General features: G+C 56.2%; 16 protein-coding genes. 11 read left to right on the top strand and 5 right to left on the bottom strand.

Annotated elements, in window-relative coordinates; genetic code table 11:
* Positions 1 to 168 precede the first annotated feature (168 nt).
* Both ADJ70_RS09710 and ADJ70_RS09705 read right to left on the bottom strand, forming a co-directional pair.
* Positions 169 to 1,476: a type II toxin-antitoxin system HipA family toxin gene (locus ADJ70_RS09710; protein WP_083443945.1), complete on the bottom strand. Its 1,308-nt coding sequence runs from the start codon at positions 1,474 to 1,476 to the stop codon at positions 169 to 171.
* Positions 1,473 to 1,787, bottom strand: a complete 315-nt coding sequence (locus ADJ70_RS09705; RefSeq protein WP_050340984.1) for a helix-turn-helix domain-containing protein — start codon at positions 1,785 to 1,787, stop codon at positions 1,473 to 1,475. Before ADJ70_RS09705 ends, ADJ70_RS09710 begins: the two co-directional genes overlap by 4 nt.
* Before the next feature lie 607 nt (positions 1,788 to 2,394).
* Here ADJ70_RS09705 and ADJ70_RS09700 point away from each other — a divergent pair.
* The 8 genes from ADJ70_RS09700 (at position 2,395) to ADJ70_RS09665 (ending at position 17,639) form a co-directional block, all read left to right on the top strand.
* Positions 2,395 to 4,542 carry a hypothetical protein gene (locus ADJ70_RS09700; protein WP_050340982.1) on the top strand — a complete coding sequence of 716 codons (2,148 nt, stop codon included), beginning with the start codon at positions 2,395 to 2,397 and terminating at the stop codon, positions 4,540 to 4,542.
* Positions 4,543 to 4,547: 5 nt separating this feature from the next.
* The gene (locus ADJ70_RS09695; RefSeq protein ID WP_050340980.1) at positions 4,548 to 6,848 is read left to right on the top strand and encodes a phosphoadenosine phosphosulfate reductase family protein; all 2,301 of its coding nucleotides are present in this window, start codon (positions 4,548 to 4,550) and stop codon (positions 6,846 to 6,848) included.
* A 2-nt stretch (positions 6,849 to 6,850) separates the two neighbouring features.
* Complete coding sequence (locus ADJ70_RS09690) at positions 6,851 to 11,023, top strand: hypothetical protein (protein ID WP_050340978.1); 4,173 nt, start codon at positions 6,851 to 6,853, stop codon at positions 11,021 to 11,023.
* An 11-nt stretch (positions 11,024 to 11,034) separates the two neighbouring features.
* Positions 11,035 to 13,158, top strand: coding sequence for a BREX-4 system phosphatase PglZ (pglZ, locus tag ADJ70_RS09685; RefSeq protein WP_172674480.1), 2,124 nt, complete (start codon positions 11,035 to 11,037; stop codon positions 13,156 to 13,158).
* A gap of 9 nt (positions 13,159 to 13,167) precedes the next feature.
* Positions 13,168 to 14,634, top strand: a complete 1,467-nt coding sequence (brxL, locus tag ADJ70_RS09680; protein ID WP_050344523.1) for a BREX system Lon protease-like protein BrxL — start codon at positions 13,168 to 13,170, stop codon at positions 14,632 to 14,634.
* Positions 14,615 to 14,815 (top strand): hypothetical protein, encoded by a 201-nt coding sequence (locus ADJ70_RS09675; RefSeq protein ID WP_050340973.1) that lies wholly within the window; start codon positions 14,615 to 14,617, stop codon positions 14,813 to 14,815. The genes brxL and ADJ70_RS09675 overlap by 20 nt, the downstream gene beginning before the upstream one ends.
* The gene (locus tag ADJ70_RS09670; RefSeq protein WP_157051494.1) at positions 14,797 to 15,954 is read left to right on the top strand and encodes a cysteine desulfurase family protein; all 1,158 of its coding nucleotides are present in this window, start codon (positions 14,797 to 14,799) and stop codon (positions 15,952 to 15,954) included. Before ADJ70_RS09675 ends, ADJ70_RS09670 begins: the two co-directional genes overlap by 19 nt.
* Positions 15,955 to 16,244: 290 nt before the next feature.
* Positions 16,245 to 17,639 (top strand): hypothetical protein, encoded by a 1,395-nt coding sequence (locus ADJ70_RS09665; protein WP_050340969.1) that lies wholly within the window; start codon positions 16,245 to 16,247, stop codon positions 17,637 to 17,639.
* A 139-nt stretch (positions 17,640 to 17,778) separates the two neighbouring features.
* Here ADJ70_RS09665 and ADJ70_RS15710 read toward each other — a convergent pair whose 3' ends face one another.
* From ADJ70_RS15710 to istA, 3 genes are all read right to left on the bottom strand, one after another.
* Complete coding sequence (locus ADJ70_RS15710; RefSeq protein WP_050340967.1) at positions 17,779 to 18,441, bottom strand: ATP-binding protein; 663 nt, start codon at positions 18,439 to 18,441, stop codon at positions 17,779 to 17,781.
* Positions 18,442 to 19,138: 697 nt separating this feature from the next.
* Positions 19,139 to 19,891 (bottom strand): ATP-binding protein, encoded by a 753-nt coding sequence (locus tag ADJ70_RS09655; protein WP_050340966.1) that lies wholly within the window; start codon positions 19,889 to 19,891, stop codon positions 19,139 to 19,141.
* Positions 19,885 to 21,483: an IS21 family transposase gene (istA, locus tag ADJ70_RS09650; RefSeq protein ID WP_172674479.1), complete on the bottom strand. Its 1,599-nt coding sequence runs from the start codon at positions 21,481 to 21,483 to the stop codon at positions 19,885 to 19,887. Before istA ends, ADJ70_RS09655 begins: the two co-directional genes overlap by 7 nt.
* A 317-nt stretch (positions 21,484 to 21,800) precedes the next feature.
* Between istA and ADJ70_RS09645 the strand changes: the two genes are divergently transcribed.
* From ADJ70_RS09645 to ADJ70_RS15110, 3 genes are all read left to right on the top strand, one after another.
* Positions 21,801 to 23,582: an IS1634 family transposase gene (locus ADJ70_RS09645; RefSeq protein WP_050340962.1), complete on the top strand. Its 1,782-nt coding sequence runs from the start codon at positions 21,801 to 21,803 to the stop codon at positions 23,580 to 23,582.
* 137 nt (positions 23,583 to 23,719) lie between these two features.
* Entirely contained in the window at positions 23,720 to 24,079 is a 360-nt protein-coding gene (locus ADJ70_RS15115; RefSeq protein WP_216597255.1) for a type IV toxin-antitoxin system AbiEi family antitoxin domain-containing protein, read from the top strand.
* On the top strand, positions 24,055 to 24,330 hold the full coding sequence (locus tag ADJ70_RS15110; protein ID WP_216597254.1) for a hypothetical protein: 276 nt from the start codon (positions 24,055 to 24,057) through the stop codon (positions 24,328 to 24,330). The genes ADJ70_RS15115 and ADJ70_RS15110 overlap by 25 nt, the downstream gene beginning before the upstream one ends.
* Positions 24,331 to 24,406 lie beyond the last annotated feature (76 nt).

The following is a 24,406-nucleotide window of genomic DNA, read 5'->3' as shown; positions in this document are numbered from 1 at the left end:
ACCATCTGTCCGGTAGACTTGTCTCAAGGAAAAAATCTGACAATCAAGACGACAGGTGACACCCCGCCGACGTATTTGACCCGCAGAGATAAGAGAACTCGCCAGGGAGGGTGGGTCTCGACAGGCCCTTCAACAGATGGCTGTGATGGCCCTCGGTGCGGCCTCTGCCTATAGCCTCTCGAGAAGCCGCCTGCAGTTTGCGGATACTTCCCGCTCAAGAAGCGGGCCCACGACCTCGATTCCGGCAAGTCCATCCTTGGCGGACTCGTGCACGACTTCGCGCAGTGCGCCCGGTACCATCTCTGCCATTCGCTTTGCGGACGCCATGAGCCAATCGTATCCTACGCCGCTGTTTGCAAGGGCGGGGTCAGCGGCAAGCTTGCGGAGATGCCCTTGCCCGAGCCTGCCAAAGCGGTTCTCGCCTCCTATGGACATGGCGGCTCGCAGGGGCTTTCGGCGCCTGGGCGCAGGCGTCTGGTAGGGCGCAATGGACGCCACGTCGTAGAGCGGCGCGAGTCTTGCGAGCCCGCGCGTGCCCAACAGCAGGGAGTAGTTCTTCGCGTGCGCATTGGTTGCGCCTACGAGGTAGTTAAAGATCAGGAAGAGCGTAAACGTCCTCAGGTTGGCCGGTGCGTGTCTGCCCGTTTTTGCCAGCAGGGCCAGCACATCCGGCGTAGAGGGGCCTCCCTGCTCGGCGTACTTGCGGCTTGGGTCCACGCAGAGGGCCTGGCAGAGGTCCTCTTGGTGAATTCTCGTGACGGAACCGTCATCGCCCGTCACGCGGTCGTACCTCTCTATCACGACGGCGCTCTCGGCGCCAAAGGACACAAAGGACGTGTGAGCTGCCGGGAGGCCGATCGAGGCGGCGAGCCGTAGGCATAGGTGCTCGTCGAGCGCCTGGTTCTTGTAGCCGGACACACCTGGCTTGAGTATGTGCGTGGTCGCCGCGTCCCCTTCGCAGCGGTACCATGTGCCTCGCGTCAGCCGCAACGCGATCTTGGACTGCGCTCCACCCAGGGACCATCTCTCGGATTGCCCGTTAGAGGTTTGCCAGGGGCTGGACGATCTCAGACGCATGACGCGGATCGTGTCCTCCATTTCTTTGGCGGACAGCTCAATGAGGTGTCCCACCCGGTTGTCAATGAGTGCCCTTTCCGATTCTGGGACGATCTGTACGGCTCCGGGACAGTCGAGGCCGATGTGCGAAAGCAGGGCAAAGGGGTTCTCGCCCGAGCAGCCATACCTGTCCGCGATATCGGCGCGAACGGTCGGATCGTCCGGGAGGAGGCCCATGAGGTAGGGGCGTACCACGTGCTGGCGGTACGTCATGGGCGAGAGTGGCATAAAGAGCGAGACCGGAGCGCCAAGATAGTCTGGGGCATAGGAGAAGCTGAGGGCGCCGTTCTCGTCCTGCCGAACGTGCCCGGCGAGACGACCCGCAATGTAGAGCGCCATCTTGCGGATGCCGCTACTCACAGTCCGATCCCCCAGCTGTCTGCCAGGTCGTATGCCCCGCGTGCCGCCTTATTCACCAGGATGTTGGTTTCGTCGTCGCGCGTCTCGTCGGCGTTCGTCGCCTCGACCTCGACGTTAAGGCTTGCCCCAAGGGCGCTCAGGAGCGAGATGACCCTGTCGATGCTCATGTTGCGCAGCTCACCGTTTTCGGCCGCGTACACGGTTCGCAAGGGGACGCCCGATGCCGCAGAGAGCTCCCTGCGGCTCAGGCTCCGCATTTCGCGCAGCGAGCCTATGAGCGCGCCCGCCTCGACGCTTGAGGATATGATCATGGTTCGTCCTGTGCCTAGGCTTGTGCAATGTGCTGCAAGTATCGCAGATAGTGCAGTGTGTTGCAATGGGTATGGATTTTGCAGTGTGCTGCACTTGGCGTTGGCCATGCGCACCCTTGTCGAGATGTGCCAGCTCCTCGCGAGCGGTGTTTCTCTTGTCGTAAGACGGGAGGTGACAGGTGGGGTTGAGGCACAGCGCTCCAGGATAGCACCTATGCTTGTTTGCCTCGATCTTGGGGGTACAGCCCGCTTGCTGAGTCCAAGTTTCGGATGTACGCTGCGGTTCACTCATTCAAGCTCCCATATCAAAAGTTATGTGAGAGCTTAAGGATTAGACGTTAGAGTTTTGTGTACCTGCTATGATGTGATTGGTAGGTAGAGATGACATCGGAGGGAAGCACGAGGCGCATGGCATGATGCGGCAAGTAGTCGGTAAGCTGGGCGTCGAGGAGGGAGAGGCCATCGAGGCGAGGGGCGTCAGTATTCGAACGGATCCTACGTGCGACACGGGCTATGCCGTGGAATCTGTCAGTAGTGAATTGAATATCAATCGATATTCATCAAGCTCGTTTCCTTGTGGGGCCTGTTCTTAAATTGGAAGTGGGGAATGGCTGTTAGAACGCGCTTTGACAAACAGGAGGCAGCCTTACTGCTTTATGCCTACCTTCAAGTCGAAAACGGGAGGTTGACACGATCCCAAGCTGTTGAGTACGTCTCGAAAGCTCTTCGTCGGCGTGCTGAGCTGCATGGGATCCAAACTGATAACTCGTTTCGCAACACCACTGGCATCAGCTACCAGTACAGCGTCATGGAGTATGTCATGACTGATGGCGAGAGTGGCATACCACATCCCCCGATACTATTTCAAAAGGTTGTCAGGCTGTACCGAAGTGACCCTGCAAGATTCTGCTCTGCCATTGCTGCGGCTCTGCGCGGGCGTAGCAGTACTCGCAGGCCGACAGTGTCACCTGTGACTGATGCCAAGCATGAGGTCTTCCCCACTCGTTCCAATGAGGTTGACTCAGCTGAAAATCGAGTCTATTCAATAGATGCAAATGGCTTCAAGCGGTGGATGATGTCGAAGGGCCTCACGGAGCATGCGGCAGTGAGCAACTCATCTGCAATCGATGCCGTTGAGAGGTTTGCCAGGTCGCACGGCTATCAGGGGCGTATATTCTACGGCAACGCGAATATTCATGAGATCAAAACGAACGCTCAAATGCTACTAAAAGACACTAATTCTACATATAGTAATGAGCGATACAGCCGACTAAGCGGTGCTCTTGAGCGCTTCATATTGTTCATAGAGGCTATGGGCAACCCGTCGCGCCTTGGCGGATACGGTCATGATCGCGCCAGGCAAGCCACTCGAACGATCGACCCGGGTCTTGAACGAAGAATACTCGATACGCTGTCAAAGGGCTATCCGAATGGGATACGTCTTGACTCGACCATTGATATAAAGAGATTTGCTCACATGTACCATGAGAACTTTGATGAGGAAGCGCCAAGCAAAAAGGCGATCTCTGATGTGATCTTAAAAAACGGCGGGATTGAGTGGAGTGGTAAGACGTATCTCATTGCAGAGGAGCCTAAACAAGCGGTCCGGCAGTTGCTTGAGGACTCAATCAAGGCTGGTCAGAGGATCTTTTACTATCAGGAGCTCTATGAGGCCAACCCGGATTATTACTCAGATATGAAGGTCAACTCTGCAGAGATTCTAGAGAAGATCATCAGGTCTACGGGAATCAAATTGCTTTACAACGAGCATTACTGCGTCACGACAGGGGGCGTGAGCATAGAGGATGAGATCCTGCGTGCTTTTGCAGACGATGAGCAGCTTAGCGCTGATGAGCTCAAGGGTAGGCTGCCGTATTTGCCGTACAAGAAGATAAAGTCTACCCTCTCAGCGAGCAAGCTGTTCGTCCTGATCAAGCGTAACGAGTATGCGATGGTAAGTCGCATCAACTTGGATCCTTTGGAGCTGAAGGAGGCGCCAAACTTCGTGGCGGGCGAAATCACCTCGCAGGGTTTCGCCTCTCTCGGTACCATCGACATCACTCGGTCGCTTGGTGGAAACCCCCAGCTCTCCGAAATGGCGATACGTAACGCCTTGTATCAACAAGTGCTCGCAAGGACCTTTGACAGAAAAGGCCAGATCATCTTGCCCAAGGGCGGGAATCTCTCGAGAAATGAAGTGATGCGGGCACGCTGCCTGACTCTCGATGCGATGACCGTCGACGAGATGGACGAGTTTGAGGCAGAGCTGCTTGGGAAAGCACGCAATGCAATGCTGCCCGTAGCTTTCGAGACGATGGTTCGGGTTGACAGGGATACGTTCGTGAAGGATAGTACCATTGACTTCGATGTGGAGGCTATCGACGATGCCCTGGCACTTTTCGTCAGTGGGGGCGTCGCCCCCATAAAGGTGATAACGAGCTTCACTTCGTTTCCTTACGTTGGGCGGCCGTGGAATCTCTACCTCCTCGAGAGCTATGTGAAACGATTCAGTAGGCGCTACTGCATCAAAGGGGGGTCGCCTGCTCGAACGGCAAACGTGGGAGTCATCTGTCTCGCAAATGATGACAGAGACTACAATGACGTAGTTGCTCAGGTACTCGCAAACAGCTCCTTGAAGTTGGAAGAACACGCAGTTGGCGATTATCTTGTGAGACTCGGTTTCGTGGTCAAGAAGACGATATTTGTCAAGAAAGTGACGGAGCAGGCTCGAGTGCTTCGCGATGCCGCAGGATAAGCAAGGTGTACGACTATACCTATGACATAGAGACCGGCGGGCTCCTTCTGGGTGAGCGAATCTCACAGTTGTCCAATGAACCGAGGCCAGTCTATGCTGCTGAACTCAACCTTTTGGGCATGGACAAATACTGGCGATTTGACCAGCAAAACGAGACTCCGTACATGTGGTCGGAAGCGTGCAACTACATCTACCGGGGAACCAAGGTGGCAAAGATCAAGGGTGGGGCACTTTGCCAGGCACCAGTTCTCGAGCTTGTACACACTAAGGCTGATGATGGGGACGCAACCCTCGCGTTGCCGCAGGGCACAACGCTTCTCGCAGTTGATATTCCTGCAATGGTCGAGCGCAACAAGGATGCACTCTCCATCGTGGAGCAGATCACGGTCAAGAAGATCTATGACTACTACAAGCGTTATAAGGATAAATTGGACTGCTTTCACGTTGCGTTCTCGGGTGGCAAGGATAGCGTTGTCCTACTTGAACTGGTGAAGCGAGCTCTTCCGCGCAGCAGCTTTATGGTTGTCTTCGGTGATACCGGAATGGAGTTTTCCGATACATATCGGATCATTGACCAAGAGGAGGCAATTTGCAGGAAAGACGGAATCGAATTCCATAGGGCTCGTAGCCACTTCGACCCGATGGATTCATGGAGGTTGTTCGGGCCTCCATCAAACGTACTGCGGTGGTGCTGCTCCGTGCACAAGTCTGCTCCCCAAACGCTGAAAATTCGCGAAGTGTTGGCAAAGGGCGACTACGTAGGTGCTGATTTCGTCGGCGTTCGGGCGCAGGAGAGCGTCAGGCGTGCCGATTACGAATATGAGAACTATGGCAAGAAGCAACGTGGACAGTATTCGCTCAACCCCCTTCTTGAATGGTCCTCTGCTGAGATATGGCTCTACATTTTTGCAAATGCACTTCCGATTAACGACGCGTATAAAAAGGGCAACTCACGCGCCGGATGCCTCCTCTGCCCTATGGGCGGCGGGAAGGCTGACTACTTCAGACACGCTGCGTACGGTAAGGAGATCGACCGATACACGGATACGATTCGAGAGCTTATCGATGACAAGTCCATCGACACATACGTCACAAACGGTGGCTGGATTAGCCGCAGGAACGGACGTGACATCAAGGGCAACGTCTCCAACTACATCGAGGAGGTCAAGGACGGGTACCTCTACATGATCATCCCCAAGCCCAAGACCTCCTGGACCGAATGGATGAAGACCTTGGCTGATCCTCCGACCTCGCTGTATGTCGAGCAGCGGAAGGAGGGGCTCGTCGCACGGATATCGGCGGAGCTGAATAAGACTTCTATCGCCAAGCAGGTCAAGCAGATCTTCCACAAGGTGGCTTACTGTGGTGCCTGTCGCGTGTGCGAGGCAAACTGTCCCTATGGCTATATTAGCTTCGAGGGTGGACTACATATAGATGACCGCTGTGTGAAGTGCGGGAAATGCCGCCAGATCGAAGATGGATGCCTCTTATATCACTCATTACAGCTGCCCAAGAACGGGGGAAGAGTCATGAAGAGTCTCAATACCTTTGCCGATCATGCACCCAAATATGAGTGGGTGCGTGACTTTTACGAAAGGGGTGATGAGTTCTTTCAGAACAACTCACTTGGGCCGATGCAGATCTCCATGTTCAAGAGGTTCCTATCAGACGCCCAGCTCGCAGAAAAGAACAAGGTCACAGAGTTTATGCTGCTCACCAAGCGCATTGGATGGGAAAGCGATAGTGCGTGGGGACTGATATTGATTCAACTTGTCTACGAAAACCCTCAGATTCGGTGGTACATTGACAACATGCCCGTTAACGAACGGATGCCGCGCACGTACCTCGAGGATCTTCTCAGCGAGACTGGAATGAGTGAGAAAGACGCCAAGTCCATTACCAAGGCATTTGGAAGGCTCTGTGACCTACCTCTTGGCACGGCCCTGAATTTTGGAGCTGTCGAAAAGAAGGGTCGCCAAATCACAAGCTTGACGAGGTACAAGGCCTCATTGAGAGATGACAGGGTTATCCTCTACGCTCTTTACCGGTTTGCGGAGGCGTGTGACGGATATTACCAATTCACGCTCAGCAGGCTGCTCGATGAGAGCATAGTCTCAAACGGAATATGCCCGTCAAGGCTATTTGGCCTTGATTCTGATGCGGTGAAACAGATCGTTTATGGGCTTTCTGCCGGTTATCCAGATTACCTCTACGCGACATTTACCCATGACTCAGAGAAGATACAGCTAAGAGAGAACAAGACCTCGCAGGACGTTCTTGGGCTGTTTGTGGGGCAGGAGCAATAGCAGTGGATACCTACAGCGACTATTTTGATATCGACGAGAACTATTATCCGGAGATCAATCCTAACTCCATCAGCGATCCGAACAGCCGGTGGGACGGGACCTTTCCTCACGAGACCTTCGTTGACCTGCTGCGCGCAACCGAGCGCATGCTTGCCAGGGAGACCAATACTGACAAGAAGGGCATCTGGATAGAGGGCGCCTACGGTACCGGTAAGTCGAGGGTCGCGTGGACGCTCAAGAGCCTCCTGGAGTGTTCTCCTGAGGAGCTTAACTCCTATTTCGACGAATACGATAACCTCAAGAGGCAGCCGGACCTCAGGGACAAGCTCCTCGCTCACAAGGGCGATCATATCGTCACAGTATTCTGCTATGGGTCTGGTGAGGTGGACTCCATCCGTAAACTCGTTATGACCGTGTTCGAAAAGGTTACGAAGGCGCTGCATGACTTAGGGTACGACTACAGGGGAGAGAGGACGCTTCGCGGAAAGATCGCATCTTGGATCTCTGCCCATAAGAAGATCTTTGGCATGTATATGAGCATGCCTCAATATGTGGGACTCGGCAGCTTTGCAGGCAATACTGCAGATGACATTATCGCCCACCTCGAGAACCTAGAGCAGGGTGCGGACGAGCTCATTAGCCAGATCCTTGACATGGCGGATAGGGAGGGCATCCGTACGTTCGACATCAGTATGAATGACCTCACCGCTTGGCTCAAGGACGTTATCGAACAAAACAAGCTGAAGGCTATCGTCTTCATTTGGGACGAATTCTCCTCGTACTTCAAGAATAACAGGACAACACTTGACGAGTTTCAAAAACTGGCAGAGCTATCCAACGAGAAGCCTTTCTACCTCATGATTGTCACCCATATGTCTGGATCTCTTGTCGATGAGGGAAATCAGGCGTTCAAAATCGTGCGCGATCGCTTCGTCAGGCGCGAGATAGAGATGCCCGATTCCGTGGCTTTTGACCTGATTGGACATGCGCTCAAAGTGAGACCTGCCGCACAGGACGAATGGGCAGGACTATCCGATGACCTCAACAGCCGAATGACATCTTCGCGCGGGCAGGTCGCCGCTGTGGTTGGAACCACTGATAAGGCCCTCACAAAGCTGTTCCCGATCCATCCGATGGCGGCCCTGCTCCTCAAGTACATATCTACGACCTTCGCCTCAAACCAGAGGAGCATGTTTAACTTCATAAAGAATCCGGATACCGATGATCTCCAAGCGTTTCAGTGGTTCATTAACACGCATGGACCAGACAATGGCGATGTTCTCACTATCGACTTCCTGTGGAACTTCTTCTACGAGAAGGGCACTGACGAGAACACCTTCATGAGCGGTAGGAGTAATCTCGACTTTATCGTTGCCACAATTCTTGATACATATCCGAACAACGAGCACAAGCTGAATGGTGAGCAGAAACGTGTTCTTAAGGTTATCTTGATGATGCAGGCCATCAGTCAGAAACTCAACAATAGCGTCAGCATTCTTCGACCCAATGACAAGAATCTCAACCTCGCCTTTGAGGGTGACGATAGCCTGGAGAACAACCGCGCAGTAAGCGTTGCCAATAACCGGCTTGTCAAGATGGGGATCCTGTATATTAAGCCAACCGAAGAAGGTGATGAGTACGCAGCGGCTGCCGTCTCGGGTGATCAGGTCCAAATCGACGCTATCAGGAGGAAGCGACTCGCTGAAACGAGGACAGCGCGTCTGATTAGCGATGCGCAGCTAGAATCCGCTATCACGTACAAACCGTCCATACGGGCACGCTACGAGGTAAAGTTGGCGTGCGTCGATGACTTTAGGCCGACCGTCAACAAGATCATCAATGAGAGACAAACGTATAGGTCTAGAGCAGTCATGTGCTTTGCGCGAAACGAAAACGAACAGGTACGTATTCGCGAGAAGATAAAAGAGGCGACAGCAGACCCCAACTCTAAAGACATTGTATTCATAGACGCGTCGGAGAGTGTGCTCGGCGCGGATCGCTTTGGCCGTTGGGCCTCGTTTGCGGCCAATGAAGAATACTGGCGGAGCAAAGATGGCAAGCTTGCTGACAACCACAAGAAGAGCGCTGAGGACGTTCTTGCCGATTGGAGGAATGACGTCTCTAACGGAGCGTTTGATGTATACGTCGGGCAGCTCAAGGAGCACTGTGCATCTACGATGAGGGTGAGTGGCGTTCTTGAGGACCTGGTGATCAAGAGGTACCCCCTCTCCTTTGATCGTATTGAGGTCTCAGAAGCCTTTTTTTCATCCAGAAATCTGTCGTTTGGCGCAAAGGTCGGCATACAGCAGGCGTATGGCGGCATCTATCAGCAAGACGCCATCTCACGCCTTTTGTTGGGCGTGCAAAATACACCTGAATACTGGAACGACCCTCAACTGAAGAGTCTTCCCATCAGTAAATTGAAGGTACAGATTGATGCACTCATCAAGGAGCGTCTCGACAGGGACGCGCGTATCTCTATAAGTGAGATTTATGATTTCCTGGAAGAGCGTGGCTTCATGCCCTGTAACCTCTACGCGTACCTGACTGGATTTCTGCTCAAAGAGTATGCAAGCGGTACCTTCATGTATGGCAGTGGCGCTTCAGGAGATGCCGGTGGCAGAATGACCGTTGAAAGGCTTGCGGAACTCATTGGCGCCTATATGAAGCATAAGGTAAAGCCAGTAAGGAACTATCGTGACGAGTACATCGAGGTGATGACGCAAGAGCAGAAGCGCTTTGTAGACTTCGCTCATGAGGCCTTCGGGGTATCGGATAGCCTATCTGTTGAGCCGACTGCCGCCCGCGTTCGCAATGAGCTCACAAACTTTGGTTACCCGATTTGGTGCCTTAGGAGCATCGACACGAATGCGCTCGATCCCTTCATTGAAAAACTGTCTGAAATTGTGAGCAAGAACGCGAGCGGGAACGTCCCTGCGCTGACCAACGACTTTGGCAGAATGCTCGAAGAGGTTCCGACCGCAGCTTCCAATCTGACAAAGCTCTTTACCAGAGAAAATGGCGCGTTGGCGATGCGAGAGTTTCTGCATTCGTTTGAAGGCGGGCAGATTCTCAAGGTCGCAGAAGCAATAGGTGTCGAGGACGTCCTTGCTGATGTCAAGAGGCAAATCGGGTCTGGTGATGCCCTCTGGCTGTGGGATCAGGAGGACGGTGAGAACGAGCTTCGTAAGCTGCTCGTTGACTACTGCATAGTTGAACGCAGCAATCAGCTCATCACGAAGAGGAACAGCTTCTCAAGCTGTATGAGGGAATGGAACGAGACCACAAAATATATAAAGATACCGTATTTGGTTCTGATAGAGAAGTGTCCGGATCTCAAGCAGCTGATATCCAGTATCTACGAAATAGCAAAGAATGGCGAGATCTCTCACGACAAGAGGGAGGCCTTCCTCGAACAGCTTGTCACCAAGGCAGGTGCCCTGAAGGATGTGTTGGACAGACAGAAAGATATCTTTGCTGAGATCTATTCTACGTATACAGATGGATTTGGGGCGGCGGATATCAATAAGCTCTATGCCAAGCTACCTAAGTCCTCATTCATGGGTGACAAGTCCGCATTTGAAAAGAGCGTGCAGGAACACGCTGAAGAGATCAGGACGAATCAGAAAAAATTTCAGCTGCACAAGCTATGGAAGGAAAGCACGCACTCAAAGGATGCCCACGATTGGTCCAAGCAGCACAAGACGCCTCTGCTTGCCCTTGTCCCCGTTGAGGAGCGGGAGGCAGCACGTACGTTCTTTGCAATCCTTCACAAGGAGAATCCCATCATTAAGCAGGTCGATGGGGCACTAAAATACCTCGAGAACAAGCCAGTTTTCCTGAGCCTCATGTCATCTGACGAGCGGGTGGAGATTGCCTTCTCCCATGAGGTGATAGGAAAATACCGATCGATCCTCACGGACAACGAGGAGGTCAGAAGATACCTCGAAAGCAATGCCTTTGAGAACGTCTACCAATGGTGCGACAGTAAGCAGGTCAGTGACGCTGTACGCTCGTTGGCGGAGTCGAAATATCGGCTCGGTGCCAACCAAGCCGCCATCGACCTCATCGACGGTATGGACACGACTCATGCCAAGACGTATCTCAAGAGACTCGTTAGGGAAAACGTCGAGGTGGGTATTGAGATCATCGCAAAGAAAGAGGCTCGGCAATGAAGCCCTCCTCGTTGTCTGATGCGCTCAAAAGGATAGCTGCATATCGCAAGAGCGATATGCCTTATCCATTCTTTGTGCTAGCGGACGGAAACACGGAATACTCATCCGTTGTCAAGGCATTGAATGGCCTCTCTATCGTTCGCGTGAGCGACTACTGCAGGACCGACTCCTTTCCCGATGTGGACCGACTCATCACGGATATTAAGAAAATCGAGAGCAGCACCATATTGCTCGGTGTCGGTGAGAGCATAGCCCTCGGAGGCAGCAGTACCCTCCTCGGCAAGCTCAGAGACCTGCTGCTACCACATAAGCTTATCGTTGTGTGTCGTGGTATCAGGGAAGACATCAGGCGTATCAATGAGGCGGACAGGAAGTTCAACGAGCGGCGTTACACAAGCGTCCAATCGATCCTCGACTACTCTGTGGTGAGCATAGACGAGAGCATTCCCTGTGACGCTGACAAGGGGTTCAAGCGATTTCTGTCACACCTCGAGAAGGGTCTGCATGGCGAAGTCAGGGTAAAGACGGCACTGTCGCTAAAGAACGTCCAAAAAATTTGTTCTTGCCACACGCTCCTCGAGAAGGATGGCAGAATAACGGGGGTTGATGAGTCTGTTCTCCCCGAAGAATGCTGGCGAGAATTTCTGGAGGACGATAGCCTTGAGGAGTCTGGATACCGGGAATGGCGTTTCTATCTGAACGTCCTCATCAATGGGACAAAGAATCCCTACCTTCAGCTCGTGATCGAAAAGTCACCTGACTACGAGACCTACCAGAAAATGATAGCCAGGGCAATACTACACGTTCCCTGTGAATCTCCGCAGTTCCCCGAGCTCTACTCAGAGAGAAAGCAACTTCTGCACGATGCCAGTGAGTCCTACATGGCTCTATACGTTGCCGAGACGAAGCAGAAGGGCAAGCAGAGGATCCACTACCTGACGGACAACACCGTCATCGAGAGAGATGCGATCATTGAGAGTATCTGTGAGAGCCAAGCGATTCCACCAGACTTGAAGACAATATATCCGGCGCTGGGAAAGTACCTCTGCGACTACGCCTTCGCCTGCAGGAATAACGATCTATTCAACCGCTACTTCTCGCGCTACAAGCGACAGAAGCTCATGAATACCATCGAGTCGTCCTTTCTCGACGAGGTGGTGATGCTTGCTAAGGATGGAAATCGCGCATACAACGCTCTTGACACGAGGAACGCCATCGTTGAGCAGACTGAGGGTGAAGGCGCTCAATTGTATTGGGTTGACGCCCTCGGGGTTGAGTATCTCGGCTACATCCAACAACGCTCGCATGATCTTGGCCTCAGCATGCGCACGCATGTGGCCAGGGCCTCGCTCCCAACGCTGACCTGTATGAATAAGAGCTTTTATGAGGAATGGAAAGGCGACAAGACCTCCAGGAAAGACTTCGACAAGCTCAAGCATAACGGCGAGGACCGCTTCAACTACGAATCTGAGAAGCTTCCCATACATCTCGTACGCGAGCTCAGCATCCTTGACGAGGTGCTTGAATTCGCTCAAACACAACTTAGCGCTCGCAAGTACCGAAAGATCGTTATCGCATCGGACCATGGTGCCAGTCGGCTCGCAGTGATCGCAAATAGCGAGGCGAAATGGGAGATGACGACCAAGGGCGAGCATTCCGGCAGATGCTGCCCGGAAAGCGAAATCGATGAGAAGCCAGACTGCGCTACAGCAGAGAACGGTTACTGGGTGCTTGCAAATTACGATCGGTTCAAGGGCGGTCGCAAGGCAAGTGTGGAGGTACATGGGGGCGCGAGCTTGGAAGAGGTCCTCGTTCCTGTTATAGAGCTGTCGTTGCGTGACGCTAGCGTCGAGATAACCTGCTTGACCAAAGTTGCTTACGCAAGTTACGAGGAAACGCCTGAAATAGAGCTCTTCAGCACCTCGCACTTGGCTAATGTCACTGTGCGGCTCAACGGCAGGGTCTACGAGGCGCGAAAGGTCGATGAGAACCGTCATATCGTGCGCTTCGATGGCGTGACGAAGGCCGGTACCTATACGTGCGAGGTCTACGAGAAAGACGACCGTATCGGCGTCGCCGAATTTGAGGTTCAGAAGCGCTCCGCGACCACTAATGATGATGATTGGTTTATGTAAGGCGGTATGATGACTGATAAGCTCAAAACATACTTCGACGACATGGTCGTCTACAAGGATCTTCGTACTAGCAATTTCTTCTCTGCCCTTAGCTTACCTTCCTTCATGAGGGACTGGCTGCTGAGGCGGTTCGAAGATGAGAGCGGTCATTTTGACAACGATGAGCTTACCGAGTTCGTCAGGCGGTCCATTCCACGAAAAAGTGATTGGATTGCCATAAAAAGCCGTATCGTGAAGGACAACGAGCGTGTCAAAATACTCGCTAAGATATCCATCGAGGTGGACGTCAGAAGTGGAGAAGTATCCTTCTCACTCCCAGACTTTGGTCTTACTGCGAAAGAGACAATCATAGAGGATTTTGTTTGGGAGCAAGCGAAGGACGATCTTGTGAGTGGTCGTGAGGTGTGGGGTATGCTTGAGCTTGGCTACCGTCCGCCTGATGACGAGATGACTCCAAGGCAGCCCGGAAAGATCCGTCTGGTCAGTTTCAAGAACTTCAGACCGTATAGCATTAATCTTGACTTCTACAAGGGCGTGAGGAATCAATTCACCACTGACGAGTGGATTGACGTGCTTTTGGGCGCAATCGACTACAACCCACGTGGCTATAGGAGCGAGGAAGAAAAGCTTACCATGCTGACCAGGCTTCTTCCGTTTTGTGAGAAGCGGTTGAACCTGATCGAATTGGCGCCAAAGGGCACGGGCAAATCATACCTGTTTGGCAGGGTTAGCCGTTACGGTTGGCTTTCGTCTGGCGGAGTGATGAGCAGGGCCAAGATGTTTTATGACATCTCTCGACATACGGAAGGTCTTGTCGCTGGTCACGATTTCATCACCCTTGATGAGGTTCAGACGATATCCTTTACGGACGTCGATGAGATGAGGGCTGCACTGAAGGGATATCTTGAGTCTGGCGTGTTTACGGTCGGGAGCTATGAGGGTACCGCATCTGCTGGAATGATCCTCTGCGGTAACATCTCAAAAGGGGTGATGGACCAAGACGGTACGACGGATATGTTCCAGGAATTACCGAGCGTGTTTCACGAGTCAGCTCTGATCGAGCGATTCCATGGCTTCATCAAAGGCTGGGATATACCGCGTATGAACGATGATCTCAAAATATCGGGTTGGGCGCTTAACTCTGAGTATTTTTGCTCCATTCTCCATGAGCTTAGAAGCGATGCATCATATCGGGCCATCGTGGACAAGCTCGTTCTGGTGCCTGACGCAGCTGATACCCGCGATACGGAAGCGATCAAGCGAATCACAACCGCATACCTCAAACTTCTGTTTCCCAACGTCAAGCGGCCTGAGGACATCAGCCCTCGTGACTTTAGTCGGTATTGCCTGCGCCGTGCAAGCAAGATGCGCGCAACAATTAGAATGCAACTTGGTCTGATGGACGTCGAGTATCGGGGCAAGGACATCCCAGACCTGAAAGCCGACAGTAGTTACTATGAAAAACGTAGCCTGTAAGTCATGTTATAAGGAGTCGCTCACGAAGGACGAGGTGGGCATTTCGAAGAAACTGCTTGGGGAGGGCGACGATGACGTCCTGTGCCTCGATTGCCTTGCAGCCTATCTTGACTGCAGCGTCGATGATCTTCTTGACAAGATCGAGGAGTTTAAGGATGAGGGATGTGCACTGTTCCAATGAGCAGCGTGTCCAAGAACTCATACATCTACGCCGATAACGCCGCGACTACGCAACTGAGTGTCGTGGCGTATGCAAGCATGACGTCATTCCTTGTGGACGAGTACGGCAACCCCTCTCAGCCCTATGCTTTCTCTCGCCCTGTGAAACGGGCATTGCGTGAGGCGCGTGAGTCCATTGCATCTTGCATCAACGCTGACCCGGGGGAGATTGTCTTTACCTCTGGCGGAACAGAGAGCGATAACTGGGCAATTAAGGGCTTTGCACTTCGTGACGATATGATGAGAGAAATCGTGACCTCAGAAATCGAGCATCATGCAGTTTTAGACAGCTGCAAGGCCATGAGCGCCATTGGCCATAGGGTTGCAGTATTGCCAGTGTCCAGAACAGGAGTTATTGCTCTTGATGCCTTGCGCGAAATGTCATTGGGTGATGGCTCTCTCGTGTCCTGCATGTACGCCAACAACGAGATTGGAACGATTCAGCCGATAGGCGAGCTCTGTGACATCGCCCACTCGAAGGGGGCGATCTTCCACACGGACGCAGTTCAGGCTGTGGGGCATGTAGAGATAGACGTGAAGGCCATGGGGGTCGATATGCTCTCTGCCTCTGCGCACAAGTTCAACGGACCGAAGGGGATAGGGTTTCTCTACATCAAGGACGGGACGCCCCTTGCCCCCTATGCTAACGGCGGTGCCCAGGAAATGGGACGTCGCGCTGGTACCGAGAACGTAGCCTCCATCGTTGCGATGGCCGTGGCACTTAAGGAGAACTGTGACGCCATCGAAGCTAACGCCGTTCGCCTGGGGCGGCTCGAGCGCCTCTTGCTCGATGACCTCGCTGCCCTGGGAGTGCCGTATCGACGTAACGGGGAGAACCAATTGCCCGGGCTCATGAGCCTGTCCTTTGCCGGTGCCAGCGGCGAGATGCTTCTGCACAGGCTTGATCTCATGAAGATCGCGGTCTCGACAGGCTCGGCCTGCGATGGTGCCAACACGAGGGTCTCCCATGTTCTCAAAGCCATCGGCCTACCTGAGGCTGAGGCAAAAGAAACAGTCCGCATCTCGCTGGGGAAGCACAATGGGGAAGGGGACGTCCATGCCATTGCGACGGCCCTGGGAAAGATATTGCTCAGGGACTGAGCCCTTTTTGGTACCAACACAGAGTTTTCGCATCAGAACTGATAATAACAGTATTGATTCTCAGATCCTTGCATGGGAGGTGAGCTGACGAAAGGGGGATGTGTACAACGGATCCATGATGGACCGGGTAACAGATCACGCAGATACTTGGAATGAGGTTGTGTCGAGGAGGCACACTACCATAAAATTCTATACCATCTCTGGAAAACCAAAACACATAGGAGGAACCGGTACCAGGCCATAGTTGTCATACTGCTTTGTCATACTGCTACGCAAAGATTGAGGTAAGGATGGAAGATAAGGTCTGGAAAACGGCTCTGTGGAACCGTAGCTGGGATGACTTGAAGGCGAAGAAATATAATGCTGAAGGATTCTGCCAGTTTTCTGAGGATAAAGGGGTTCATCTCGAGATCCCTTCTGGGGACCTCAGCCTGACCCGCAAATTGGCAGAGACGGGGCATTGTGAAATCGGGATGGAGTCTGACCGGTATGAATATCTCTTTGGGATTACCCAGGATGGAATTTACCTTTTGCTTATCGACGCCATCTCGAACAGAGTAGGGCTTTCGTTTCCCGGACACACCCGTGAAAGCCTTGAAGCGAGTACGGTGCTGTCATCTCACGATGAATTTGATCCCAGCATTCCCATAAGTACCGCTGACTTCGAGATTGAGGGTCTCCGTAAATGGCTGGGCCTTCATTCTAGCCCGGAAATCCGAGAGGATAACCTTGTGATAGAGGGTGGGAGACAAAATGAAGTCATCGACGTATACCGATCCGATAGATGTGCTATGACAATTCACTCTGGTATCGGGAAGATAAAAAGTGATCATGAGGGGTTCAGGTATTCGACCTACGCGACAGTTCACGTCGATTATAAGAACGGGGTTTCTCTCGATGATTTTTGGTCATGTGAGCTGTGGAAATTCCAATCATTCTTATCCTTTTGTTTTGGCGCGTATACCTCCATACGTCAGGTTAGAGTTAAGTTCAAAGACAATGGTAGCCCTGTTGAAGTGCACAGAGGTTCGTTTCTCACCAGAAACACGATAAGAAATTATCAATGTGTTCCCGTACCATTTCAGCTCATTAAATCTATTCTTTTTGATGTGGTTACCCGATGGATGGAGATGAAAGGCGATGAGTCCCAATCGAGTAAGATGCTCGTATCTCTTTTGGGATCTTGGAAAATTCCTGTTGATCTAAAGTTTTTTGCAGCAAGTTCGATGTTCGAGTCGTTGGCTCGTTCAGGGTGTGATGAGTGTTTCGATAAGAAGGATTTGGAATGCCTGATTACCCCCATGCTGAGGGTGGCGGATGAATCTATCCGGGATAGGGCGCGGGGGCTGCTGGGCTTACTAAGACAGCCTTCCTATTCCATGCTGCTTGACCACGCTTACGAAGAGAGCGACAGATGGGGGAGGGGGATCGTGCCAGATTGGAAGCGTTTTCGAAAAGAGCAGAATAAACTCAGGAATGCGAGCGCACACGCTTTGGAGAACAACAGCGAGTATGAGCAAATGGTCGATCATCACGATGCTCAAATATTAATTGCCTACGTAATCATTATGAAAAGACTTAAGCTGCCTGATGAGGTGCTCGATCAATTTGAGGATTCAACGTTTATGAATGTATCTAGATGGCGGGTAAGCGAACACTATGCAAGCAATGATTCACATTCGTAGTAAGTATCGTTTCAGTTAAATGCTCCCCAATGTGATTCATAGTCGCAGGTGGCATGTGTTCCCACCTTGTCGTATCACGGTACCGAGGGACGGAGGCCGAGACGGGGGTGCACGATGGGCAACGCGAGGCGCAGGCAGGTCAGGGGGAGATGGGCAGGATGGGCAGCCTCCACGCCCTGCCGGCCAGGTACCCGGGCGATGGAGCTGCGAGAGGCGCCTGACGGGGGTCAGGTGGCCGGACGGCTGGGTGTGCCCGAGGTGAGGGTGCGTGACGTGCTCGCCCGTCGCGAGCCGCAACCGCATCCGGCGGCGCGCGAGGTGCTCCCACCACCTCTCGGCGGCGGTCGGGACGGCCACGCGGCACCCCGAGGCGCGCCCGCGCCGCTGGTTCCACGCCATGTGGCTGCTGGCGAGGTCGAGGAGGAGCGTGTCGGCCCCCGTGCTCGCCGCCCAGGTGGACGTGTTTCGTCAAGTAGCTTTTTCTGATTTCAGCACCGGCCCTCCCGCGTTCCCATCCCTCCGACTCTCCGAGCATCAGCGCCTCGTCCATGCGCCTGCTCCCTCCGTTGAACTCCACGAGCCTACCGTGGTGGGCGATCCTGTCGATCGCCGCAGCCGCGAGCCTGTCGTCGCCGGACACGGCACCCCACCCGCTAGACCCGACGTTGGTCGCGATGACCGTGCTGCGCCTCTCGTGGCGACCACTCATCACCTGGGACAGCGGCCTCGGGCCGTCAGCGTCGGGAGGGACGTGGCCCGTCTCGCCGATGACGGGCGGGCCCGCCCGCGACAGGTCGGGCATGGGCGCCCCGAGCCTGGGCTCCGACCTCGCCCTCAGGGGCGCCGGCACGAGCTCCGCTGCCGCGAGGATGTGTTTTGTCAAGTTAAATTGAGCAAAAATCGCACCAGGATTCGGGCAGGGTTCGCACCGGATTTGGGCGTCTGTCGCCCAAATCCGGTGCCTCCCGTCCTGGTCGCCCGACCGAGACGGGAGGGTCGCCAGTCCGATGGCCCCGGGGGCTCGCCATCCGGTCGGAGGACGGCCTCGCACCAGACGAACCCCAGCGCATCGGGGCCGTCACAGCGCACCTCCCCCATCCACAGGTCGACTGTCCCGTCACGGGGGAGTCCGTCGCACCTTGCCGAGGGCATGGCGTCGTCGGACACGTGACGCAACGCGCGTCCGGGGTCACCGAGGGTAACGATGTCGCCACGGGTGCCCCGGAGCACGACGCCATCCCCCGGGCCGTCTCCCGCCGCCGTCGCGCCGCCCCCTTCCCCGACACGGGCGCGTGCCCGGCGCGGCGCGACTCGCCCCCGGACCGGGGCAGCCCCCCGTGGTGGCAGACGCGGTCGACGGCTGCCGCAGCCATCTGGTCGTCGCCGAGGACGGTCCCCCATCTGCCTGAGTAGTAAGCTCTCTCGGTACCACCAATCACCTAGCTTGGTACCGCCGATCAGCAAAGAGCGGTACCGAGAGTAAGCTGAATCTGGTACCGCTACCCAACCTTCTTCTTTGCGAAATACTCGCGCATGTTGGGACCTTCCAGGTCGATGTAGCGAGCGCCGGTGGCGATGCGGTTTAGGATAGAATCGGCCATGAGCTCTCCCTCGATTCGCAGGTACCACTCGTTGGGCTCCAGCTGAGAGGCGATCAGGGTTGCGGCCAAGCTCTCCCTCGCTTCCATTATCTCGAATAGGTCGACGGCGTTTTGCGTGGTTATCGGCGTGGTCATGAAGTCATCTACCAGGAGCAGCGGAATCGTCTTCAAACCGTCCATGAGCTCGTAGTAGCTCCCGTCCGCCGCTGCACGCGCCCGGTTCAGTTCCTCGCATATGCCGGCAAGCCGAGTGTAGCGGACCTCTATCAGCTTGCGGCATGCGGCGTTGCCGAGCGCCTGGCATAGATACGACTTGCCCCCACCTGTTTTTGATATTATCACCATGACCTCGCATTTCTCGACCCAGTCGCACTCGGCGTAGCGCGCGATTCGATCCCTCGACAGCTTGCGGTCCGGCAGGTAGACGATATCCTCGACGCATGCCGAGGGCGTCTTGAACCGCGCCTGCTTCACGAGCTTGGCCACCTTGCGCTCGCGCCTGGCGGATGCCTCCGCGTCTATCAGCATCTCCATTCGCTCCTCGAACGTATAGGCGTCGTAGGAATCGTCCTCGACCATCTCGCGAAGCTTGTCTCCCATGGCCTTTACCCGGAACTCCTTGAACAACTCGAAGTGCTCTTCCGTCAGCATCGCCGATCACCGCCCCTCTTGTAGGCGTCGGCGCCGCGTAGGCGCCCCGCCGACCTGGCGCGATCGACCAATTCGCCGGGTTCGGCCGGCTGCGTGCGCCTGCCGGCAGCGCCAAGCTCCACATCGGCGGCCCTGATGGCGAGAATCGTGTTCTTCACTCCCGTGTAGCTGGGAAGCGCGGACGCCGCGTTCATCCTGGCGCACGCGCGCTCGAGCAATGCCGGCGTGTAGGTTTTCGACAAGCCCAGTATGTTGCGGCAGGAGACGAACGACTGCTCGACGATCACGCGGCTCTCCATCACGCGCCCGATCGCGATGCCGGTCTCGGGCCCGATGCGCTTCGCCCAAGACGTGAATCTCTCCGGAGACCAGGGGTTATCGAGCGCCGCATGGTTCTCAGGCATGTGATCGTCGATCGTGGAGTACTGGCCCTTGCGCCCGCGCAGGCGCGGATGGACCGCGACGACCTCCCCGCCGTGCAGCACCGTGACCGTCGACGACGTCATCTTGACGTCGGTCTGCTCCCCGACCAGGCGGCACGGCACGGAATACCTCATGTAGTCAACCACGACGTGGTAATCCGGTGCGACCTTGGGACTTCGCCACTCGCACATCTCGTAGCGCTCGGCGGGAAGCGGCATCAGGTGCGGGCGCTCCTCCTCCTCGAAGACCGAGTCGCGCGAGCCGTCCTTGGCCGAGAACGGGCGGGAGTTCAGCCATGCCACCCTATCGGCGCAGAATTCGCCGAGCTCGTCGATGGTGTAGAATGCCATCTCGTTGGAAGGACTGACTATCCAGCGTTCCACCAGGCCAACAACCGATTCGGCAACGCTCTTGTCACGGGGCTTGCGGACCCGGGCGGGGACGATCGCCGCGCCGTAGTGATCGGCGAGGCGCCCGTACTCCTCGTTGACGAGAGTGACCTGCGGGGCGGCGCGGTTGGTCGCCGTGGCGGCGTTGTCGGGCACCCACATGCGCGGCACGCCGCCGAACTCCTCGAACGCGTGCATCTGGCCTTCCTGCCATGACCTCTGCTTCATGTCACAGAAGCCCTCCGCCCAGAACCTGCCGGAGAACGGGAGGACGACGACGAGCACGTGGACCTTCGTCTTGGTTCCCAGCAGCTTGTCGGTGAGATGGGCGGTGTCGCCAGCCCAATCTATGTAGCACTTGGCTCCGGCCTCGTGGATAAAGTGCCTGGTGGCGCCCATCCTCTCGGCGACGCCGGCGAACATCTCGCAAAACGTCTGGTAGGCGTACGCCAGCCTCCCCTCAGCCGCAGCCTGCTCGCAGCGCTCGATCCAGAAAAGCCTGACCGGGAGCTTGCGGTTCCTCTTCTTGCGCTCGACCAGCGACTCCATGTCCGGTTGCAGGCAGGCGCCGTTCGGCCCGCGCCTCTCCCTCGGGAAGAACAGGTCATCGACGACGTCGGCGTCCATGGAGCTGACGGCGCCGAACGTCAGGCCGTGCTCGCGCAGCGCCCTCGCGCCGGCCGACACGTCTCGCTTGCTGACGTGCAATGCGGCGGCGATGCCGGACTGGCTGACCCCTCCCTTCGCGAGCAACATGAGGATCCTCTTGTTCCTAGACATGGGCATCAAGCCCCTTTCCATGGAAGCGCGCCCCGGATCAGGCGTGCATCATGGAACTCTAGGTTCGATGCCGGCGGTACCAAACGACCTTACCTGCAGTACCAGGCTTGCTGACTGACGGTACCAGGTTTTGCTGATTGCTAGTACCAAAACGGGCTACTAGCCACCTTAGGGTCACGAACGCGGCCCGCTTCCGTAAAAACCAGCCTTGAGCTGGTATTTTCATGCGCAGGGACTTGACTTGACAAGGGCGTCTCTGGTAGGATATATATATGGTGCTATGGTGTTATAGCGCTTTCACCCGACAGGAGGCGACGATGGCCTACTTCCTAAAGAGGACGAGGAACAAGAAGGGGCTCTATCTCCAGATCTACGAGAGCCACTGGGACCCCGGGCGGGGCCACACCGTCAACAGGTCCGTGAGGGCGGTGGGCTACGAGCACGAGCTCAGGGAGTCGGGGATCGCCGACCCGATCGCGCACCTCAGGTCCGAGGTCGACTCGATGAACGCCGAGCGCAGGGCCGAGAGGGAGAGGGGGAGGGTCCGCGAGATATCGGACGCCCCCTCCGAGAGGCACCTCGGCCACTTCGCCCTCAAGGCCATAGACGACTCGCTCGGCGTCAGGGGCGACCTCGCCTTCCTGCAGGTCCCGAGCGGCTTCCGCTTCTCGCTCGCGGACCTGCTCTCCTGCCTGGTCCTCGCCCGGGCGGTGGCGCCCTGCTCGAAGTCGAGGACCTTCCACGACGTGCTGCCGCAGATGGAGGGCGTCGAGGCGGGATTCACGCTCGACCAGCTCTACGACGGCCTCGCCTACCTGGGTGAGGAGTACGAGAAGGTGGTCGAGATCTACAACGCCCGCGTGGGCGGCCTCTTCGGTCGGGACACCACGACCTCCTACTTCGACCGCGCCAACTTCTGCTTCGAGATCGGCCGCGAGGACCAGCCCGGGAGGAAGGGCCCCTCCAAGGAGCACAGGCCCGAGCCCATCGTGGGGATGGGGCTCCTCCTCGACGCCGACTGCGTCCCCATCGCGATGAGCGTGTTCCCCGGCAACGAGAGCGAGAGGCCCCAGCTCAAGAGGTGCATCAGCCAGCTGAAGGAGAGAAACGCGATATCGGGGCGGACCGTGCGCGTCGCCGACAATGGCCCCGACTGCGCGGACAACGTCGTCGACGCCGTGCTGTCAGGCGACGGCTACATCTTCTCGAAGTCGGTCAAGGCCCTCCCGGCGAGGGAGCGCGCCTGGGCGCTCTCGGACGAGGGCTGGCAGGACGTGCCCGACGGGCGGGGCGGCGTCGCCTTCAGCCACAAGGCGTCGACCGGCGACTTCGAGTACGGGGTCACGGACGCCGGCGGGAGGAGGAGGGTGGTGGCGCTGCCCGAGAGGCGCGTGGTCACCTACAGCCCCGCCCTCGCGAGGAAGCAGACCCGCGAGATCGACAGGCAGGTGGAGAAGGCCAGGGCCCTCAGGCTCGCGGCGGCGAGGAGGTCCGAGTACGGCGACAGCGCCAGGTACGTCACCTTCGAGCCCGTGGACGGCGAGGGCGAGGTCAGGGAGGACACCAGGGTCGTCGCGACCCTCAACCACGACGCGATCCGGAAGGCGAGGTCGGTCGCCGGGTACAACATGCTCGTGACCTCCGAGACCTCGATGCCGCCCCGCGAGGTGTACGGCACCTACCACCGGCTCTGGAGGATCGAGGAGAGCTTCAGGGTCATGAAGTCCGAGCTCGACGCCAGGCCCGTCTACCTGCAGAGGCAGAGCACGATCACCGGCCACTTCCTCGTCTGCTACCTAGCGGTGCTGCTCGTGAGGCTCCTGCAGGTCAAGGTGCTCGGGGGCCGGTACTCCTCAGAGGACGTGATGGGCCTCTGCCGCGGGCTCGACGTGTGCCAGGCCTCCGACAGGAGGTACGTCAACGTGTCCAGGCGCACCCCGATCATCGAGGAGCTGGCCGCCAGGACCGGCCTGCCCCTGCTGCACTTCAACCTCAGCAAGGGCGACGTCAAGGCGATCTCGTCCTGCACGCTCGGGATGCTCCGGGGCGAGGGTAAGGTCTCCCCGCCCAACGGGAGGCGTTGCAAGGGGGCCTCATAGCACCATAAATGGGAGCCAAATACCAAAGTCAGGTGATATAAACAGTAACGCTCAGACGTCAGGAAGCTTGTCAGGTAAACATGAGCCACAAAAGTATCGAAATACGATACAACCGTACCATAGATGGAAGCGACCACATGCAGACCACCAGCGAGCTCTCGGCCTCCGAGAGGATTTTCATGACCGCGCAGGTAAAGCGCCTCGGGGTGCCGAGAAACGCCCTCGCGAAGGCCTGCGTCGCAGGCAGGCTCCTGCGCGTGATGCACGACGCCTACCGCATGGCGGGCGTCCCCTCGGTCGAGACCGACGAGCTCGAGGCCATCTGGAAGCTGACCGCCCCTTCGCTTTTCACGCACGAGAGGGTCCAGCCAAGCGCCTGGGACGGCATCGTGGCAGGGGGCACCACCGCCGCGAGCATCCATGGCATCGGGGACTTCTACCTGAGCCCCTATGTTCTGATCGCCCCAAGCGAGTGCACTCCCGCTTCCCAGGCGTAACCTTCGCCGCCCGCGAGCTCCTCCGCGACGACGTCATCTTCAAGAACGGCCTGCCCGTCACGAGGATCAAGCGGACGATCCTCGACCTCGTACTTCTCGGCGAGGATCCCTCGCTTGTGCGCGATGCGCTCGCCGATGCGAGGAAGGCGGGACTTGACGAGGGTAGGCTCCGCTACCCTATAGACGCCTGTGGCAGCGCCAGGGCGGCAGGGCGGGTCCGCATGACCCTGTTTGGACGAGGGGGATCCTGACATGGGGTACAAGACCCCCGAGGCCCACGAGATGGCGGTTACCGCCACGTTTAGAGCCTCGAGCATGGATACGGGA

Source organism: Olsenella sp. oral taxon 807 (genome assembly GCF_001189515.2).
Taxonomy (GTDB): Bacteria; Actinomycetota; Coriobacteriia; order Coriobacteriales; family Atopobiaceae; genus Olsenella_F.
The sequence above is the reverse complement of the archived record's forward strand: the minus strand, read 5'-3'. Positions and strand labels throughout refer to the sequence as shown.